This is a genomic window from Psychrosphaera haliotis, from assembly GCF_009728465.1.
Lineage (GTDB): Bacteria > Pseudomonadota > Gammaproteobacteria > Enterobacterales > Alteromonadaceae > Psychrosphaera > Psychrosphaera haliotis.
The window spans coordinates 803,452-823,530 of record NZ_WOCD01000003.1; the positions used below are offsets into that span (position 1 = coordinate 803,452).

General features: G+C 39.0%; 14 protein-coding genes. 5 read left to right on the plus strand and 9 right to left on the minus strand.

Features of this window, described 5'->3' with window-relative positions:
• Positions 1–197 precede the first annotated feature (197 nt).
• From GNP35_RS08475 to GNP35_RS08490, 4 genes are all read right to left on the minus strand, one after another.
• The gene (locus GNP35_RS08475) at positions 198–2,075 is read right to left on the minus strand and encodes a methyl-accepting chemotaxis protein (RefSeq protein WP_155695692.1); all 1,878 of its coding nucleotides are present in this window, start codon (positions 2,073–2,075) and stop codon (positions 198–200) included.
• Positions 2,076–2,098: 23 nt separating this feature from the next.
• Entirely contained in the window at positions 2,099–2,878 is a 780-nt protein-coding gene (locus GNP35_RS08480) for a hypothetical protein (protein WP_155695693.1), read from the minus strand.
• A 256-nt stretch (positions 2,879–3,134) separates the two neighbouring features.
• Positions 3,135–4,670, minus strand: a complete 1,536-nt coding sequence (locus tag GNP35_RS08485; RefSeq protein ID WP_155695694.1) for a Fic family protein — start codon at positions 4,668–4,670, stop codon at positions 3,135–3,137.
• Positions 4,671–5,306: 636 nt separating this feature from the next.
• Entirely contained in the window at positions 5,307–7,832 is a 2,526-nt protein-coding gene (locus tag GNP35_RS08490; RefSeq protein ID WP_155695695.1) for a zinc-dependent metalloprotease, read from the minus strand.
• 459 nt (positions 7,833–8,291) lie between these two features.
• On the opposite strand from GNP35_RS08490, the gene GNP35_RS08495 reads away from it, so the two are divergent.
• A complete protein-coding gene (locus GNP35_RS08495; RefSeq protein WP_196492465.1) occupies positions 8,292–8,753 on the plus strand; it encodes a GNAT family N-acetyltransferase in 462 nt (153 codons plus the stop codon).
• A 41-nt stretch (positions 8,754–8,794) separates the two neighbouring features.
• Here GNP35_RS08495 and glpQ read toward each other — a convergent pair whose 3' ends face one another.
• Positions 8,795–9,895 carry a glycerophosphodiester phosphodiesterase gene (gene glpQ, locus GNP35_RS08500; RefSeq protein ID WP_155695696.1) on the minus strand — a complete coding sequence of 367 codons (1,101 nt, stop codon included), beginning with the start codon at positions 9,893–9,895 and terminating at the stop codon, positions 8,795–8,797.
• 248 nt (positions 9,896–10,143) lie between these two features.
• Here glpQ and GNP35_RS08505 point away from each other — a divergent pair, with 248 nt between their 5' ends.
• Positions 10,144–13,320, plus strand: a complete 3,177-nt coding sequence (locus GNP35_RS08505; RefSeq protein ID WP_155695697.1) for a TolB family protein — start codon at positions 10,144–10,146, stop codon at positions 13,318–13,320.
• Between the two features lie 77 nt (positions 13,321–13,397).
• Complete coding sequence (locus tag GNP35_RS08510; protein ID WP_155695698.1) at positions 13,398–13,796, plus strand: MmcQ/YjbR family DNA-binding protein; 399 nt, start codon at positions 13,398–13,400, stop codon at positions 13,794–13,796.
• Between the two features lies 1 nt (position 13,797).
• On the opposite strand, the gene GNP35_RS16550 is transcribed toward GNP35_RS08510, so the two are convergent.
• The 4 genes from GNP35_RS16550 to GNP35_RS08530 all read right to left on the minus strand — a co-directional run bounded on the left by GNP35_RS16550 (position 13,798) and on the right by GNP35_RS08530 (position 17,211).
• Positions 13,798–14,094: a type II toxin-antitoxin system RelE/ParE family toxin gene (locus GNP35_RS16550; protein ID WP_155695699.1), complete on the minus strand. Its 297-nt coding sequence runs from the start codon at positions 14,092–14,094 to the stop codon at positions 13,798–13,800.
• Complete coding sequence (locus GNP35_RS08520; RefSeq protein WP_155695700.1) at positions 14,087–14,320, minus strand: type II toxin-antitoxin system ParD family antitoxin; 234 nt, start codon at positions 14,318–14,320, stop codon at positions 14,087–14,089. Before GNP35_RS08520 ends, GNP35_RS16550 begins: the two co-directional genes overlap by 8 nt.
• A gap of 141 nt (positions 14,321–14,461) precedes the next feature.
• The gene (locus tag GNP35_RS08525) at positions 14,462–16,867 is read right to left on the minus strand and encodes a glycoside hydrolase family 31 protein (protein ID WP_155695701.1); all 2,406 of its coding nucleotides are present in this window, start codon (positions 16,865–16,867) and stop codon (positions 14,462–14,464) included.
• A gap of 86 nt (positions 16,868–16,953) precedes the next feature.
• Entirely contained in the window at positions 16,954–17,211 is a 258-nt protein-coding gene (locus GNP35_RS08530) for a DUF3081 family protein (protein ID WP_155695702.1), read from the minus strand.
• A 728-nt stretch (positions 17,212–17,939) separates the two neighbouring features.
• Between GNP35_RS08530 and GNP35_RS08535 the strand changes: the two genes are divergently transcribed.
• The gene (locus GNP35_RS08535; protein WP_155695703.1) at positions 17,940–19,388 is read left to right on the plus strand and encodes an endonuclease; all 1,449 of its coding nucleotides are present in this window, start codon (positions 17,940–17,942) and stop codon (positions 19,386–19,388) included.
• A complete protein-coding gene (locus GNP35_RS08540) occupies positions 19,285–19,839 on the plus strand; it encodes a hypothetical protein (RefSeq protein ID WP_155695704.1) in 555 nt (184 codons plus the stop codon). Before GNP35_RS08535 ends, GNP35_RS08540 begins: the two co-directional genes overlap by 104 nt.
• Positions 19,840–20,079 lie beyond the last annotated feature (240 nt).

Genomic DNA, 20,079 nt, shown 5'->3' on the forward strand with positions numbered 1-20,079 from the left:
CATCCAAGCTCAAACAAAACAGATAACTTAAACACAGAACGCTGTATACAATAGTGAAGTAAACGGCTTTAGATTTAATGAGGTTGATTCCTAGTAAGGCGAACACAACCTAACGTAACACATTATTGTTTATAGAAAAAAGCCCAACTGTTAGCTGGGCTTATGTATTTTGTTTCAATATGTTTTTAGTGGTAAGTCTATAAAGTAAACTTGCCTATAATGCCGCTAAGCGTTTTAGATTCACCGTCTAATTTAGTAACTAAGTCATAACTACGCTGCATACTAGTGGAAGTATCATCTGCCGTTTCCGCAATCACAGTAATGTTCATGCTTATCTCGCCTGTTGCTGCTGATTGGTCACGAGTGGCCGATGCAACGTGAGTATTCACTTCTGTTAACTTACCAACTTCGGTTGATATGTTTGTTAAACCTTCTACGCAAGACTGTAAAAACTCTGACGTTGCTTTTGCACTTTGGTTACCAGCTTGGATATCGTTTACCGTCTCTGATGTTTGCATTATAAGCTCACTCATTAACTGACTAATTTCCGCTGTAGATTCGTTTGTGCGTTGCGCTAAGTTTCGTACTTCGTCAGCAACGACTGCAAAACCTCTACCTTGTTCGCCTGCTCTAGCCGCTTCTATTGCTGCATTCAGTGCCAGCAAGTTAGTTTGCTCTGATATACCACGAATCTCATCCAGAATATTTGTTATTGAACCTATGCTTTCTGACAGTTGGTTGACCGAGCCGACAGACTTACTCATTACCGAGTCTAACTTGCCCATGTTTTCCATGGCTTTGTTTAGGTTTTGTGTGCTGGTTAATACGTTATTTTCCGTTGTATTTGCTACTTCCGATGCCCCCTGTGCACTAAAGGAAATTTCCTTAACCGTTGAGTCCATTTGTTCAATCGCAGCAGCCACTGAAGTTGTGCTGTCACTTTGACGAGTTGAGTAAGACTGTGACAGTTCAATTTGTTCAAAAACATCAATCGCAATGGCTTTTAATTGATTTGCGCTTTCTGAAACTTGAATAAACATAACATGTAGTTGCTCTAGGAACTCATCAACTTGTTTGGCCAAGTCGCCGATCTCATTGTCTTCTTCAATTTGTAGTCGAGCAGTTAAATCACCACCTTTACTATTTAAATTAGTTACCGCCGCAGTAATTGAATCGATAGGCTTGAAAATTAAGTCTGATAAAAACTTAACGCCTACCGCGCCAATCAAAATAATAACCAATGCGATAATAATATTGGTCATGATGGCTTGATTTATCGGGCCATATAACTCTTCGCTGGGGACTTCAGTTACTAAATACCAATCAAGTGACTTTAATTCCATTGCAAGCATCGTTTTGTCTTCACCGTCGCGGCTAATTTCAGAGGCTTTGTTAAGAATGGAACCTATCGCTACTTTTTTTCCTCTCATTGACTGATCAGGGTGTAACTGAATAACTCCCTCTCTATCAACAAGGTAAACAATACCGGTTTCAATCACCTTATATGATGCAATAAGTTGAGACATCGCATCTAGCGAAAGCCCCAACCCCGCCAAACCCATTTTATTGCCATTTACAATCACTTCATAATTGATAAACGCCGAAGCCTTGTTTGAAGACTTATCAACATCAATACTAATTTCATATGGTGCTTTACTTGCTAGAAAGGCATCAAACCAAGGATCACTTGACGAATTTACTTGTCGCACAACCCCGTCCTGGGTGTAATAATTTTTGCTTTTCGACGAAACAAAGTAAGCGCTAATAGCACCATATTCACTCTTCAATGTATTAAGGTGACTTGTTAAAGCGGTTAGTTCGGAGCTTGGTTCTCCAGCTTTAATCCAAGACTTTATATACTCATTCTTAGCTAATGACTTAGAAGGCAAAAGCGTTTTTTGAATATCGAGTTCAACCCCATTTCGAACCTCTCGTAAAGAAGTTGGTAATGTAGTTTCTTCTACTTTGTTAGATAAAAAAGTAAGTGTTGATGCAGCAAAAAATCCAGTAGTAATAGTCACTGGGATAACTAATGCAGCAATGAGTACAAAAAATAACAGCCGTTTTAATTTCATGTTTTCTCCAATTTAAGAAGCGCTTAAAAACGCCAAACGCCTAAAAACTGAACTGCACTTTCATCAACGTCAGTTCCTAACTTGTTGTTCCAATATTGGTACTCAACTCCGACAAACAGTTGCTCTGGCTTTTGTGACAACGCTTTACCTAAATCCCATCGCATTTGAACCTGAACTAATGTCCAGCTATTAGAATCAACATTTGGAATTTCAGTTTGGCGCTCATCTATATATTCAGCGTGTCCTTCTATATAAAACTGCTGATCGCCCGCCGAAACTGGGTATCGCCACGCAACATCAATCATCCAGCTATCGTCTTCTTTGGGCGCGCCTCCATAGGCAATACCTTCATTGTCATCAATGTAACCCGTTAACAACACGTTAAAAAACTGAAACCCATCTAGATTGAGAGAAAATTGAACGCCAGGGAGGTACTTTAATATGTCGGATTCAGGAGCTGCATTTATCCCCATTACTAAACTTACATCGGAGAGTAATCCGCCGTATTTGATGTCGAACAAACTGTTAGTACTAAATGTTGGGTACCACTCAAGGTATAAAGAGTCGCTACTTTTCACGCTGCTGTAGTCAACGAAAAAAAAGTTACCACCATAATCCCAACCACTCGAGTGTTGAAGCGTAATAATAGTGGTATTTTCCGACGTTCCTGGCGCTGCAAACGCTTGGTCAAGATCGCCGTATTGAAGGTGCATTTCTGTTGAGCTCCAATTCGAAGCAAAAACAGAGCTAGAAAGGAAAAGAGAAGTTGCTGCCAAGCCAACAAGAGTGCTTTTTGTCGCCATTTACGTAAACCTTAAAAAATTGATCTACATAAAGCGTAGCACCAGATTTAAATAGTGGTGTTATTTGCTTATAAATATTAGGTATTTTAGAACTAAAAACATCTAATTCCCTAAAACAGGTCAAAGGAACCTTTAGAACCGCCCCATAACTGGATTATTGTATCGTGCCTGCATATAAAACAATCAGAAACGTGACCCAAATTACTTTCTTTGAAATGGGAATAAAGTGATTTACTTCCTTGGCTATATGCTTCACTTAATCAAGTAAAAACACTTCTTGATATTTATTTTCTATTTCTGTTACCTCAGTCTCAGTTAGTGCAGCGAACTCTCTAGTTGTAGCCCTTGTCGATAACCTACCATTGCTCTGACGCAAAAAGTTAAGCAGTAAACTTAAACTTTTTTGAGGCATATCAAACCGATTATTTACATAGTTCCAAATCTCATCGTATCTTTCAAGGTAAAGGACTTCCTCAGGAAGTACAGTGTCTACCGTTTCTTTTACGCACTCAAACAAGAATTCAACTTGGCACGTCATATCTCCATATCGGTACAAATCTGCCGTTTCATTTGTAACATGAACATTGTTATCTATCGTTGGTTGCCATTCAACATACTTCAAACGTGGACTTGTAAATTGCTCTAACACGGCTTTGTATTCTTCAATTTTTTCTAGAATGATTGCTGATACCGGAAAAACAACCCCTTTAGGCGTGAAGCCACTCTCAGCTAATACGTGATGAATTAAATAGCGATGTATTCGTCCATTACCATCTTCTAATGGATGGATAATAACAAACGAAAAAGCAATGATTGCAGCGGCTAAAACAGGGTGAAACCCTGAGTTTTTCATTAGTTCATAAGCATTTAGATAGGCAGCTAGTAACTCATCTAAATCTTCTGGTTTGGCTGATATGTGTTCAGGTATTGGTATGTTGGTCACACGATCATGCTCACCAACAAAACCGCCAACACAACGAATTCCCGGTAGGATAAATCGACCATCAGGAATGACTACTTCTTGTAAACGTTCTATCTCTTCTATGGTTAATGGCTGCATGCCTGCTTGACCGATAATTTTTCCCCATCGCTCTATACGACTATGAGGCGGCGCTTCTCCTTCAATGGAATATGAAGCCTTGGAGTCTGAAAGCAATAAAAAAGCAGCAGCCCTTGCAAGTAAGTCACTGTGAACAGCCCCTATATTTTTTGCCGCTTTTTCATCTAAGTTCTCTCCAATATACTGGACAAGTTTCTCTGTTTTTCTAATTAACGGACAAAACCCATTAACACCCGGTAAATTGTTATTTATTCGTTGGCGTGAAACCTTTGTTTTACCGCTGCCAAATTGTAGTTTTTCGTTTAGCGCGTCAACATAATTGCCTGTAATAACATCTTTAATAGGCAGTACTTGCGTAGTAAGCCATTCATAAAAAAACCAAATTCTGCGGCTATACGCACCTGTTATTTCACTTTCAATTGAGGTTCTAATATCTTCGATTGCTAAAGCGCCAAATAAGCTTTTCATAATTGCTAAATCAGCACCTTCGTATTTCAACGCAAATGTTAATTGTGCAAACCAATGCGCTTCTGGCTGATAACGGCTTCCCCATATTAACCATCTTCCTTTGCTTCGTTTAGCGTTTATAGCTGGCACTATGGCGCATATAGCATTAGGGGCAGGAACGCTTAGTTGGAATTCATTGATAAGCCAAGCATATCCAACCAGCTCAGCTTCAGGCTCTGGATAGACTTCTTCATCAAAGAACTTTGCACGTTTTGCTAATACCATATTACCCACCTAAAAATGATTTATCATGAAAAACGATTCTTACCCATGAAAAATAATTATATAAACCACCACCTCATGAATTACGATTAAAAACTATATTATGACTGAAAATTTAAATCAACTGCGTGAAAGACAAATACGAGTTATGAAATATAATTATATTTTACAGAATGATGTGAATTATGATTATTTATTGATGAGTATCATAATAATTCAAATTATAAAAAAAGGTAATGCAAGTGCATTACCCTTTAGGGTTGAGCTAGAAGATGCTGTCATCACTCAACGCTGATAAATGAGATTTACCATAAACCTCAGCCAACTTAGAGCGAGAGACATGAGTGTATATTTGCGTTGTTGAAATATCAGCGTGACCTTACATTTCCTGAACATGACGCAAATCAGCACCGATGTCTAACATCTCAGTAGCTGTGGTATGACGAAAGATATAACAAGGCCATTAAAGTTGGATCATAGTATCGTGCCTGCATATAAAGTAATTAAAATTTTTCCAAAAAAAAAGAAACCCCGAATTATCGAAGTTTCTTTTAGTAATTTAGCTTTCTAGACTTATGTTAGCCTTTATTTAGGCTTAGTCTGTGGCTAAAACCAGAACATATTTGTGCTTGGTTTGATTTATTTTTTCACCGTCAGCTTAGGCTCTAAACCTTCTGTTAATCTGGCTTCAAGACCTGCATAACGGTATCCTTGTAACTTACCGTAGTGCTTTTTCGCTGCTGATTTTAGCTTAGATTTTAACTCAGTGGCGATGCCTCTCAACATTGCAACAAGAGTAGGAGATGATTTAGTCGATGAAATGTCTTTAAGCAATTTAGTCACAAAGTAGTCTTGTAACATAATTGTATATTGATCTGACTTAGGGCGACGAGATTTGATGTCACCGAAAATAGTATCAACATATTTATTAACCGTTTTTACCGGATCCATTACATCTTCGCCAGCCGCTTGTAACTTTATTAGCGAGTCTAGGCGGTGTGCAGCCAATGGGCTACCTACGGCTTGTCTAATAATAGAGTTTGCATATTTCTCAAACTTATCCTGACCAATGCGTTTTAAAATCTCTTTGTTATTCCAAAACTCAGGTAACTTAACGCCGTTGTCTATTAAAAACTGAACTGCACGTTCCTGCTTTTTCTTAGGGAAGATTTCAAAGACTTGTTTTTCTTTATGATCTTGAGTTAACTCATTGCGGTACATCACACCACCAACCGCTTTAGCAACGTGGCCAAGCTCTCTAGCGTGTTGTTGAATCACGGTTTTGTATGCGTTGTCTAACTCGTCATAACCTTTGTTTGGTTCAAAGCTAGTAGAGTCGACCAAGTTAGCTATAATACGCTTTTTGTTCTTCTGCCCTAGTCTTGTTGCTTCAACAGGATCATCACCAATCGCTTCCGTTAAAATACGTGGATCTAGGTAGCTTGGTTTAGAGTATGCATCCCAACGTAGACGGTCATCATTTAACTGACGGTCTGCAATTTTACTTAAAAGAACCGTTTCTTCTTTTGGCGTAAGGTCACCTTTAAATTCTTTGTAACCCCACTCAATTGCAAACTTGTCATACGGACCTGGATCGTAGTCAATTGGCGACACACCATCTTCTGGTTGTATTACATAGTTAAATCGAGCGTAATCCATGATTGATGCTGACACACCAAATTCTTTTACAAATTCAGGATCTCTTAACTGATCAATCGTGTATGAATTATTACCAATAAAGTTGTGGTGTAGGCCTATTGAGTGACCAACTTCATGAGCAACAACAAAACGAACTAAATCACTCATAACTTCGTTTGGTAAAGGTAACTTTTTAGCTCTTGGATCGGTTGCACCGGCTTGCGCAAAGTACCAACCTTCCAGTAACTTGATTACGTTGTGGTACATACGCACGTCAGCTTCAATAATCTCGCCTGAGCGAGGGTCAGCAACATGCGGGCCTTGTGCGTTTGGAATGCCTGATGGGATCCAACGTATTACTGAGTAACGAGCATCTTCTGGATCCCAGTCTGGATTTTCTTCCATGCTAGGTGCCATTTTTGCAACAATACCGTTTTTGAAACCAGCCTGTTCAAACGCAGACTGCCAAAACTCAATACCTTCTCTAACCGCTTCAACATATTTCTGCGGCGTTCCACTGTCTATGTACCAAACGATAGGTTCTTTTGGTTCACTAACTTCTAACTCTGGATTCTTCTTTTCTAAACGCCAGCGTTTTATGTAGCTAAAGGAGTCCAGCTTGTTTTTCTCTGAGCTGTAATCTGAATAGTTCGCCGTAAAGTAACCTACTCGCTTATCATAAAAACGAGGTTTCATTGGCGTGTCTGGCAACGCAAAAATAGAGTGACGTATTTCTTTAGTTTCGTTTACTTTTGCACTAGTAAATTGCGCTAATACTGTTGCTTCTATATTTTTTTCAAACGCCTTAACTTTAGTAATCAAACTGCTCTTTTTATTCAGTTTGAAGCTTGGTGTTTTTGGCGCTTTCGGGTTTCTTGGCGCTCTTGGTGCAGGGAAAAGCTCTTTGTGCTGTCCCATATATAAGCTTGTAATGTCTACAACAGGTGACTTAGCGTCGTCAGTTGAGAAAGTTGCAATTGGAAGCTTGGTAATAATCGCATCGATAGACGCTTTTTTAACGACTAACGATTCTCTAGAACCATCGTCAGATACCACTGAATAATTACGGCTACGTAACAAAATATCGTCACCATGGCGTTCAAAAATCACATATTGACGACCGATATCAGCACTAATAACCCCTTTTCCAGGCTGTGTGCCTGACGTTTTAACTTGCCAAACAAACTCACTACCTAACTCAACAGCTGGGATTTCAAAGTATACTTTGTTGTCCACAAGATGAGTGGTAAAGATACCTTTTGAAGTTACCGCTTTATCAGTAACAATATCTGCATAGTCTTTAAACTTGCTTTTTTTCTTGTCTTTTTTATCTTTTTTGTCCGCTTTTTCTGCTTCGTCTGGCTTATCAGCATCTTCATCTTTATCAGCAGCTAGCAAAGTGTAAGCTGGGGCTACATTTGAATTAGACTTATTTAGCGCGTCAATCTCAGCTTGCGTCAGAACCGTCGCAGCGGAACTGAAACTGGTGATGCTTAACACCAGCATTGTTTTGTTTAGTAACTTCATATCGGTATATTTAATCCTGTTCCAAAAAAAATTATTGTTTTTATTTATGGTTCAATGTTCTTTTGCACGTAATAGTTTTATTTTATATAAATGATTATCACTAATTAGTCTATTTATCTGAGACTAACCGTTATTTAATAGGGTTAAACTATTAGTACTCTAATTAACGCCGCCCTTTACATCAATACATACCGCAACAAAATTTCATTAAACTCAACAAGAAAACCCGCTATTCGAGCATCGCTCTACAAACTTATTTAATCAGTTTATTCTTTTATTCTTTTATTCTTTTATTCTTTTATTCTTTTATTCTTTTATTCTTTTATTCTTTTATTCTTCAAGCTTATCGCTTTTTGGCTTATAGTTTTTTATTAATAGTTTTTTGGCTCGTAGCTTTGTTGGTATACGCAACTTTTATATCAATTCCCGTTAAATATGTATCTCTGGAGTAATTAAGTTTTGAAAGCAGTAGTCATAAAAGAAAATCAACAAGAGCTGTTAGAAGACTTTATTCGCTTAAACGAAGAATGGATATCTTACTATTTTGAAATTGAAGAGGTTGATCGTGAGTTAGCAGCAAATCCAATAAAAGTAATTGATAATGGCGGGTATATTTTTAGCCTAATTGACGAAGGCGAAGTCAAAGGCGTGTGCGCTCTGTTTAATAATGGAAACGGCATTTTTGAGTTAGCTCGAATGGCTGTATCGCCAAGTAGTCAGGGCAAAGGGTTCGGCAAAACATTAATTGAACATGCTTTGGCTAAACTTACTGAAATTGGTGCTCAACAAGTTTATCTTGTTTCTAACACTAAACTAACGGCTGCAATTGAGCTTTATAAAAGTTACGGCTTCAAAACCACCTCAGAAGGCCAGCACCCTGTATACACTAGAGCCAATATAGTGATGAGCCGCCACTGCTAATAACCAAAGACATGAGCTAGTTGCTAGACGAGTTAAGCTACTTAATTTTGCTTTTCGCTAGATAAAACATCTACCGCTTTATCTGGAAAATCAGTGAAAACGCCATCAACACCAATATCAAAATAAAAGAATCGTAACAATTCAGAAAAGTCCTTAACATAACTAGGTACCTTGCCCTTGTCTGCACGGAATGTATATGGATGAACTAGAAGTCCAGCTTTATGGGCTGCCTCTACTAAACCGTTTGACTTGACTGTTTTTAGCTTTTTATTTTCTGTGACTAACATAGATTTCCATGGACCAATCCCATCTGCATATTGTGCAATTTTGTCCATATTTTCAGGTTGAAGCATCCAGTCATAATTATAAGGCACAGCAACACCACCTTTATACGTCACTGTTTCTTTCCAACTTGTGGCTGCGATCAATTGCACCAGTTTGAGATTCATATCAAGTTGAGGCATCAACGCCTGCTTAATTCTTTTGAGCTCATTGGCATCAAAGCTTTGGACAAAAACCTTACTTTCGTGATTGATATAACCGTACTTTTTGAGTTCCAGTAGCACGGCTTTACTTATGTCTTTACCGCTGTGTAAATGGAATGCGGGCGACTTTATTTCAGGATACAGACCAACATTTTGACCTGTACTTTTATTTAGCCCCTGTATTAACTCAATTTCGTCGGCGAAAGTATGGACTTTAAACTTAGATCGCCAAATAGGAAACCGGTCTGGATAGTTAGCCTCAATAACTCCCTCTTTTACAGAAAACCCCTCTGTCATATCAAGCGTTTTAATTTCCGCTAAGGTAAAGTCTAAAGCATAAAATCGACCGTCTTTTCGGCTTCGGCTTGGGAACTTTTCGGCTACGTTAGTTACACGGTCTAAGTAATGATCGTGCAATACAACTAAGTGATCATCTTTTGTCATCACTAGATCTTGTTCAATGTAGTCAACCTTCATTGCGTAGGCCATCGCTTTTGAAGCCATGCTGTGTTCTGGTAAATAGCCACTGGCACCACGGTGCGCGATTACGGTTTTATTTGGTTTTACTTTTGAATCTAAAGAGCTGCCATCTGTTGCAGAACATGCAACTAAAAATGGAAGTACTAACACTGTAAAAACGCTGAAAACAACTTTCATTAAAATCTCTCAATCATGGTAATAAGTTAGGTTAACGCCAACGCCATTATAGTTAAAAATCATGGCATAAAGTAATGACAAAATTATTAACACATTTGCACATTCTATAACTTAATCATTTCAACGATGTTAAAAAAACTTAAAAATAATTTGTTACATCTCATTAACTAATAATGCGGCCTTTAATTTGATGATAATGGCTATTTACTGTACTTTGTCGCCGCATAAACATCACAAGGAAAGTTACTTTGAAGTCCCTAATCTCATCAGTTGTATTGCTAGCGTCTGCCGCATTTTCATCTTTTAGCCCAAGTGCAAACGAAATTCTTAATCCCAAACTTGATTGGCAAGTGCTGGAAACACCCAATTTTAAAATTCATTTCACACCCAATTACAAAGATTGGGCATACAACGCAGCCAATGAAATGGAACACGCTCAAAATTTAATTAAGCAGCAACAAAACAGAGTATTGACCGAAAAAGTAGACGTTGTTGTATTTGATCCGCTAAATAATTCAAATGGTTTTGCCCTGGCGTTTAGCCATAAACCATTTATGGCGCTATATGCAACTTCAGCGCTATCAGAGACTGTCATTAGTAATAGCGACAGTTGGCCTCAATTACTAGCGCTGCATGAGTATGTTCACTTGGTGCATTTAGGGCAGCAAGACAGAGCAAAATGGCGCAACACAATTCGAAAATACCATGATTTATACGATGCCTATGCCTCAGGATTAAATCGTTGGGTGTCAGAAGGTTATGCAACCTTGCTTGAATCTAAGCTTACGGGACGTGGACGTTTGTTTGATGCACAAGTTGAAGCCACTATATTGCAATACGCTCGTGAAGGGGCGTTGCCAAAATACTCTCAGTTAAGTGCAACATCTGGTGGCTATAAAGCGGGTTCAATGGCTTATTTAGTTGGCGTTCGCTTTTTAGCTTGGTTAGAAAAAGAATATTCTGAGCAACATTTAGATGCTGTTTGGACAAGAATGCGCGGTGAAGCAAATCGTAATTTTGACAACGCATTTGAGGGCATATTCCAACAACCAGCGTCACAACTTTATAATCGATTTGTGGCAGAATACACGCAAATTGCGATGAACACAGAACAACAGAGCAATGCCGCTGAATTGTGGTTTGACGCTGATTTTGAACTACGTTCGCCAACCTTTAGCCCAGACCAAAGTAAGTTCTTAGCCGTAGAAGCCTCTAATGATGCATCACCTAAATATAAACTTTCGGTATATGAAACGGCTATTAATACCAAAGCCATCGAAACGTTTAACAATCAAAATGAAGCTATTTTAAACGACGACACACAGGATATTGCCAACAACGAGCCTCGAGTATTTAATAGCAAGCGTATCAAAGCTTTAAATTCAATTAACGGTAAAGGTGTTAGCTATCCAAGGTGGCTGAACGAAGAGGTTGTGCTTTATGTGGCAAGCTCTACGGACAATCAAGGCCAGCAACACCAAGATTTATTTAAATGGGATATCTCCACTGGAAAGGTAACGCAATTAACAACTAGCTTAAACATTCGTCGTTTTGATGTTTCCTCTGATGCTGAGTTTATTGTTGCTGAGCGCAATGAGTTTGGTAAGTCTAGTTTAATTAAGTTGAGCTTAAATAGTTTGGGCCTAGCCAGTTTGGGCTCAAATACTTCGGGTTTAAATAGTTCTGATTCAAATAATTTAGACTTAGATAGTTCAAGCTCAAACGGCTCGGTTCACATTCAAGGTAAATTGGCTTCAGCCATCGAACTTAAAACACCTTCGATTAAAGAGAGTTATGACTTTCCAAGGCTCAACCCTAAAAATCCTGAACAATTGGCGTATTTATCAAAAAGTATCAATGGCAACTGGTTAGTAAAACTAGCAGACTTAGGTAGCAGCAATCGCGATAATACAAGCAGCAACATTTCTACTTCAGACAAAACAATAGCCCTGCCAAGCGATTACCAATTTTTGTCTTACTTAAACTGGACACCTGATGGCGAGTCATTGCTGTTTGTTGCCAGCCAAAGTAACCAGTTGTTTGCCTACCAATATGACATTAAAAGCGGTTTTCTTAGCCAAATCACAAATGGTGAACACCCAGTAGCTTGGCCAACCGTATGGAAAACTGAAGACAAGTTACGCTTAGTATTTGCATCTACCCGCTCTACTGGTCCAAACCTTTATGTGCAGCCTTTACAAAAGACTGAAAACACAACATTTACAACTCAAATTCCAAAGCCACAAACTGAACGTTCTAAATTCACAAAAAATACGGATTCTAAATATTTGATGCCATTGGCTGGCACTAAACACGAATTAGCGAACGCCCCTTCGGTACCATACAACTCAAAAGCTGGGTTACACGACCAAAACATATCTTTGGTTTTAGCCGGCACGAACAGCACCGCATCTTCTAACTTAATTGAAATTGGCATAAAAGGCGCTGACCTAATGCAACGACTAAGTTGGATGATTTCAGTAGGTAGTGACGAAGTGCTGTCGGGCTATAGCGGTTATATGAGCTGGAAGGGTTGGCCTGTAAATGTTGCAGTCAATGCCTTTTCCATCGAGATTGATCCTTCAAAGCAAGGTGATGATATTTTAGGAACTAAGATTAACAAAGACGGCTTTAACATTGCTGCTGATTGGAGTTATGGTGTTTATCAAGGCTTGTTTGAGACATACCGCGGACAATTAAATACAAGCTTAGCTTACTCTAGTTTGGATGACGTTCAGTTTGCAGTCACTCAAATTGATAATACTGGCAATACCATTCAAAACTTAATGACGAATGTTGGAAATAATGAAACTTCATTCCAAATTGGTCATAAACAAACTTTATCTTACGACATGCAAGAAATTGGCGTATTTCAATCTAGTGACATAACCTGGTTATCCGGCGAAACAGAATATACCGGTGGTCAAAAAGAAAAATGGACTGGCCATCAAGGTTCTTTCATATTGGGAGCAACTTGGTTAGATGTTTCTCTTATTGCTAATCATACGTGGGCAACTCGACACGACAGTGACATAAACTTAATGAGTTTCGGTGGATTAGACTCTAATATTCTAGCAAGCCACAATTTACCAAACTGGGTATTTATTCCTGAACTTCCATTTGCAGTAGCTACGGGTAACGACTTCACTCGCAATACAATTAGCATTGGTCCAAAAGGTGGTTTTCAAGTTTACTTCTCTGATCTTGAGCTGGATACTAAACCTAGCAATGCCAACGTATTTACACAAAATGCCGCTCGTGAGTATACTATTTATGGTGTTAGAGGTGACATTACACTTGAGCTTATTGGACTTGGTTTAACAGGCATAGACATTGAATTTGGATTAGCAAACGTCACTGAAAAACTGCTAAGCGATGACAAAGAAGATACTCAAGCTTGGATTAGCCTTAAATACAATTACTAACAGAGCTTTTAATTGAGCTATTACTAGAGCTGTTAGTTGAGCTTTGAGTAGTTATTAAAACAACAAAGGAACACACCATGTTTAACGAAGCGGCTGTGAAACAATATTTATTATCTAAGCCTCACACCGCTTTGGATTTTCCTTTTGGTAAAGATGTCAGCGTTTTTAAGGTTAAAGGAAAGATGTTTGCAACTTTAGCGTTGGGGAAAATTAGCAAACAGGCATTGCAATCCGATGACGATAAACAATCTTGGTGGCTCAATTTAAAATGCGATCCAGATGAAGCACTTATGCTCCGTGATATTTTTCCGTCGGTGATCCCGGGTTATCACATGAATAAAAAGCTTTGGAATACGGTTATTTTAGATGGCTCAATCCCACAAGGTGAAATTGAGCGAATGATGGATAATTCGTTTATGTTGGTTGTTGATAAGATGACTAAAAAAGATCAGGCGTCGATCTTAATCCACTTATAGTTTAGCTTGTCAAATGCAGCTCATATTTCATCTGTTGATGTAAAATACGTACTACAAATATGTCGTTACTACGGGACTTGAAATAAACGGCATGTTTTCTGTGTAAGAAGCGAAAATAGCCTTTTCGAACGTCGTCAGCCTTATGAGCCAAATTGGGTTCGTGCGCTAGCATCTTAAAGCACTCTTCAAGCTCTAATAAGTATGATTCCGCTTGAGCCAAATTAAAGTTTCTGTAGGTATATTGAAAAATATTGGCAAGATCTTTTGAAGCCAGCTGAGAAAGAACGTAATTAGTCATTCGCTATTTTTTCTTTCTGCTCATTTATAATATCGGCGACAGACAATGAGCTTTCACCACTTACTTCACCTTCAATTAATGCCATACGAATGGCTTCTTTTTCACTTTGGTTATGACGGATAAGATCTCTTATATAGTCGCTAGCATTTGCAAAGTGGCCGTTTTCGATTTGTAAATCAATCCATTGTCGCATTTCGTTTGGGATAGAAATATTTAATGTTGCCATAGCCTTACCTAATGAATTTAATATATACACGATTTTATACTGATAACTATGGCATATATTGGCAATCCTTGCCAATACAGGCATAAAATAACAGGGCGAATTCAATTCAATTCAATTCAATTCAATTCAATTCAATTCAATTCAATTCAATTCAATCAGTATTGTTTGCTTAACCGAATGAGTATCAAGCTCAACATGCAATATGCCATCAGAAATATTGTAAAGGCTAGATTTACCGTTTACTTTGACTGACGTTATATTGTTAGTTCCAAAAAATCGTAATGTTATGGCTCTCTTATCTTGGGCTCCAGAAAAGGTGCCGACAGCTGCATTTACCTTAACTTGGCGGCTACTTTGTGAATAATAAATCTGAGTTAACCGTTTTTGATTTTTTGTTCGATATGCTTCGGTTTTATCATCGTCTTCAACTAACGTAAAACTTGAGTCTGCGCCAACATATATATCAATACCTAAACGCGATTTATCAATAAATCCAGTGCTTTTCACAAATTGTCTTTTAGGAATAATTGCCCCAGCTTTAACATATAACGGTAACTCATCAGCTGCTGGCTCAATGCCTACAACGTTATCACCTTTCACTATTTTGTTGCTTGCATACTGGTACCACTGACCTGGTGGCAACCACAATGTCATTTTTCCTTGCGATTTTGTTTGCGGCGCAACGAGCATCGAATCGCCCCACATATATTGGAGGTCATATTGCCAAGCTAGTTCCTCTTCTTGGTAATCGAGCACCATGGCTCGTGCAATTGGCAAGCCTGTAAGCGAGGCTTCATGCGCCATACTGTAGGTATAAGGCATCAATTCATATCGCATTTGTGCATAAGTTAGGAATGCTTTCTGCGATGCTTTTGAACGGTCAAGAGGCCAGCGAGATTGACCCATACCATGTGGTTTCCAAATAGGTGAAAAACTACCAAAACCAATTGACCATTGTTGATATAGAGTTTCATCAGGACCAAGGTTATTTTTCCAATCATAAAAGCCACCAGCGTCATGCCCCCAAAAAGGGAAACCCGATAAACCAGCTAATTGCATGCCTCTAATTTGGCTTTGCATGTCGTTGTAGTTTGGGTAAATATCACCGCTCCACAAGGTCGCGTAACGTTGAGCTCCTGCAGTCATGCCGCGTACCCAAACAAAAGGACGCTTATTAATGCCCGACTTATCCCAACCGTCGGCAACTAACGCCTTTGCAATCAGAAAAAACCAATAGTTACGCATTTCAGCTGAACTTCGGCCATTGCTTAATATCATGCTTTTATCTGCAGCGCCCTGCTCATCAAACTCATCTATCCACAATGCGTCGCCAGGATATTGCTTTTCTGGGACGAGTGCTTTTTTATAAAACACATCCCAAAACCAGCTGCGAAATTCAGCATTTGTTAAATCTGGTGCGCTGTTTGGAAACTGAATATTATCAATTGAAGGTAAGTTAAAGCTGGCTTTCCACCCTTCTGATTTTTTAGCGATACAACGATTAAAATCTAATGTGAGTACCAAGGCATTCTTTTCTAACCACTGTTGATAGGCAGCAGGATCTGGATAACGTTCTTTATCCCAATCCAGTTTAGACTCACAGCGTTTTCCTCCTGCCGCGCGCCAACGATTGTCATTAATTACATGGTCAAGTGGGTAACCAGCTTCCCTATGCTCAAGGATTTTATTTTTCCACCATGTTTCATTTGACGGTGTTGGTGAGTCATGATCATGGCCTTTATCTGACAACTGCAAACCAAACATAGACTTAGCAGGTAAACGAGGACGTCCCGTTAATTGTGTATAGTTATCCAATACGTTCGCTAACTTTCCACCGGATATATAGAAGTAATCCATTTGCCCAGAAAAGCCGTGATCATCAATTGCAACGCTGTATTCTTCTTTATCACCAAAAGAAAATTCATTAGTAAAAGTACTATTTAAAAATACGCCGTAACCTTTACTTGATAGGTAAAAAGGCACAATCAACGGCGCCTGCTCTATTGGCTGCTTGCCGTAGTTGCGACCAGTGCGTTGTCCTTTTAGATCGAGTTTAGGCTCTCGACCATAAAAGCCGTGGCCTAGACCTGTGAAATGTTCATCTTGCTGATAAGCAAATTCGGTTTTTATGATAGTGCCGGTTTTACTTGGAGACTGAAGCTCAGCTAAAGTGATAACACCGTTTTCCAAAAAAGTCGCTTTTAACGTGTTCTTCGATATCAAAACCTGCAAGCTTTTGTTGCCTATAGGAGCTACCTGCCAGTGTGTTTTTGTTGAACTTAGCGCTAAGTTCTGACGCCAGTCATGTGAGGCCACCATTTCATAGTGATTATCAGCATAAAATGGCTGACCTTTGACGGTTGAATGGAGTCGTATAATCTCGTCACCATAAGCAGAGACTTTTAACTTGTTACCATTATCTAACGTAAACAGAATCGACTTGTCAGCGGTTTTTGAAGGTTCATTAACGCTACCTGCAAAAGAAGCAAAAGAAGCAAAAGAAAGTTGCGACAAGCAAATTATTGCGATGCTAAAAAGGGCTTTCATGCTGTTTTAATCCTTTAATGCGTTTGTGGACATACTTACACAGTTGTATAAGGACTCAGCATGAATACGAATGTATGAAACACCTACTAAAAGTGTTTATCGATATATAAAATTCTATTTTCGAACTGCTCTCTTGCTGTGCCAGAAGGATAGTCAAACTCGTATTTGTTATGGAAAAATAAGGTTAAGTTACACTGTACATCGCTAAGAACAACCGTATAGCCATCAAAGTCTGACACCGCTTTCACGCCTTCTAACTGATGGCCCTGCTCTATTTGTTCGCCTTTTGTTCTAATTTTATCAAACACTCTTAAAAGCATATGTAGGTCTAAATCATTTTTCATGGCTTACCCTCGCCTTAATTTATAAAAATACAACTAATAACATTACATAATACAGTACTGCAAACCAGCACAATGTGTTCACTTTGCAATTATGAGTGAGGCTAGAAGACGTCAACTCAAGCTATTTATGTTTGTCATAATTAGATTAACCTTTCCCTCCACCTGTACCTGTTACCTGTTACCTGTTACCTGCACCTGTTACCTGCACCTGTACTAAAATCGTAACAATTTAGAATATTTTTTCTTTTATTATTAATAATTAGATAATTGTTTTCAATTTCATTATGAGTAAGAATACGTTCCGACCTTTTAATAAGAATAAAAACGGCGTGTTGTTGTGAAACTTATCTCCATAAATTTCAAACAATTTGAAAGCGGAAACGTAAAAGACGGCAACATTGCTACTTTGCGATGGAAACCTGTTCCCGGCCGCCCAATTTATACTTTAAGGACCTCTCTGGTCACCTTCAATAATTTAAAAGGCCCAAGTCGCTTTTGCACACGGAAAGCGGGCCCTAATAAGTTGAGTTATCTCAAGCTCAGCTGTTATCAAAGTTTCAATTTATCAAACATCATTTCACCGTTCTCAATCTCAATCCCTCTACCTTATTTTGATTTTCCTAATTTTAATGTAGAGCCTGTTTTGAAAAAACGAGTGAAAACATCAAGAGCCAACATGCATTGCATATTGGCTCTTTTTTTTACCTAAAAATTAAAAGAATAAAATTATGTTTTTTAAAAAAATTAACAACAAGCTAACCATTCTGGTTACTTCATTAGTGGTCTCAAGTGCAGCATTGGCTGAAGTTCCAAATGGTTATTACGACACTGTAAATGGCATAAGTGCTACCTCATTGCGCACGTCTTTGCACAACATCATTGATGACCACCAAAGGTTTCCATATACTTCCTCTGCAACTGATACGTGGGATATTTTGGAAGCTGCAGATCAAGATCCTAGCAATAGCAACAACGTTATCGACATCTATAAAAATGCAAGCTACCCAAAGGCCGGTGGCGGAAACTCTTTTTATAACAGAGAGCATAGCTGGCCAAAGTCTTACGGTTTTCCAAAAGATGGCAGCACTAACTACGCCTATACCGACGCCCACCATTTATTTATTGCCGACAGCAGCTACAATTCGAGTCGCAGCAATAAACCATACGCTAACTGCGACTCAGCCTGCAGTGAAAAAACAACGTTAGTAAATAATGGTCGTGGTGGAGCCTCTTCTGAATCGAACTGGACTAAAGGCTCAGGCAATACTGGTTCTTGGCAGACTTGGTCAAGTCGTAAAGGAGATGTTGCTCGCGCACTAATGTATTTGGCTGTTAGGTACGAAGGTGGCACTCATGGCGTAACCGGTGTATCTGAGCCAGATTTAATTCTGACCGATGACCGCACATTGATTGGAAACTCAAGCCAAGGTGTGAATTTAAGCGTTGCCTACATGGGCTTAAAGTCGGTTCTGCTGCAGTGGCATAATGACGATCCCGTTGACGCGTTTGAACAACGTCATAACGATACCGTTTTTAGCTTTCAAGGTAACCGAAACCCGTTTGTTGACCACCCAGAATATGTTACCTGTGTATTTGAAAACATATGTAATGGAATTGGTGGTGGCACTGGCGGCGGTACAAACCCTCCTGTAGGAAATAGCTCTGTTTGGATAAACGAATTCCATTATGACAACAGCGGCTCTGACCTAAATGAGTTTGTTGAAATAGCAGGTGCTGCGGGCACAAACCTATCAGGTTGGTCAATTGTGGCTTATAACGGTAGCAACGGCAGCGCTTATATCACTAAAAATTTGTCTGGCTCAATCCCAAACCAAGCAAACAACCTTGGTACTAAATCATTTAGTATTAGCGGCTTACAAAACGGCGGACCAGACGGCTTAGCGCTTGTAGATAATAATGGTCAAGTCATTCAGTTTTTAAGCTACGAAGGTAGCTTTACCGCAAGTAATGGTCCAGCTACTGGAGTAAGTTCTACAGATATAGGTGTTAGTGAAACTACGTCAACGCCAATAGGTTATTCACTACAGTTAACGGGTACTGGCACAAACTATAGTGAGTTTACTTGGGCTGCTGTTATGGCAAATACCTCTGGTTTCTATCAATTCCGATCAAAGCTTTGGTGGCACTGCGCCATGGATAAACGAGTTTCATTATGACAATAGTGGTTCAGATAGAAATGAGTTCATTGAAATAGCAGGTGCTGCTGGAACAAATCTAACCGGCTGGAGCATTGAAGCAGTTAACGGCAGCAATGGTCAGGTTTATAAAACAATTAGCCTTTCAGGAACTATTGATAACGAAACAGCTGGTTTTGGCGCATTAGGCTTTAACGCGTCTGGATTGCAAAATGGGCCTGACGGCTTAGTACTCGTTAATGATAGTGGTGAAGTAGTACAGTTTATTAGTTATGAAGGCGTAATTACTGCTACCAATGGCGCAGCTGCCGGTACTAAATCAAATGACATTGGTGTTTCGGAATCGTCTAGTTCATCAAGTACTAAAGCAGTGCAGCTTAAAGGTAGCGGCGAACAGTACAGTGACTTTTATTGGAATGCACCAACAAACGCTAGCAAAGGTTCACTTAATGCAGGGCAAAGCATTAACTAAATCAATTTAACAAGCTCTAATTAGCAACTCTAAGTGCAACCTTTGCATTGGAGGTTGTGAACATAGCTAAACCTTTGTCTTTTTAGACTAGACTTACTAAGCCCGCTGTTTATCTCAGTGGGCTTTTTTATTCCCCGTAGTTGCAACAAAATAAGATTAACGTATTGTGTTCTTGTCGTGATTCAAACAAAGGTTATTTGCTCTTATGCTATACAACTTAACACCCTCTTCCATTTTAAA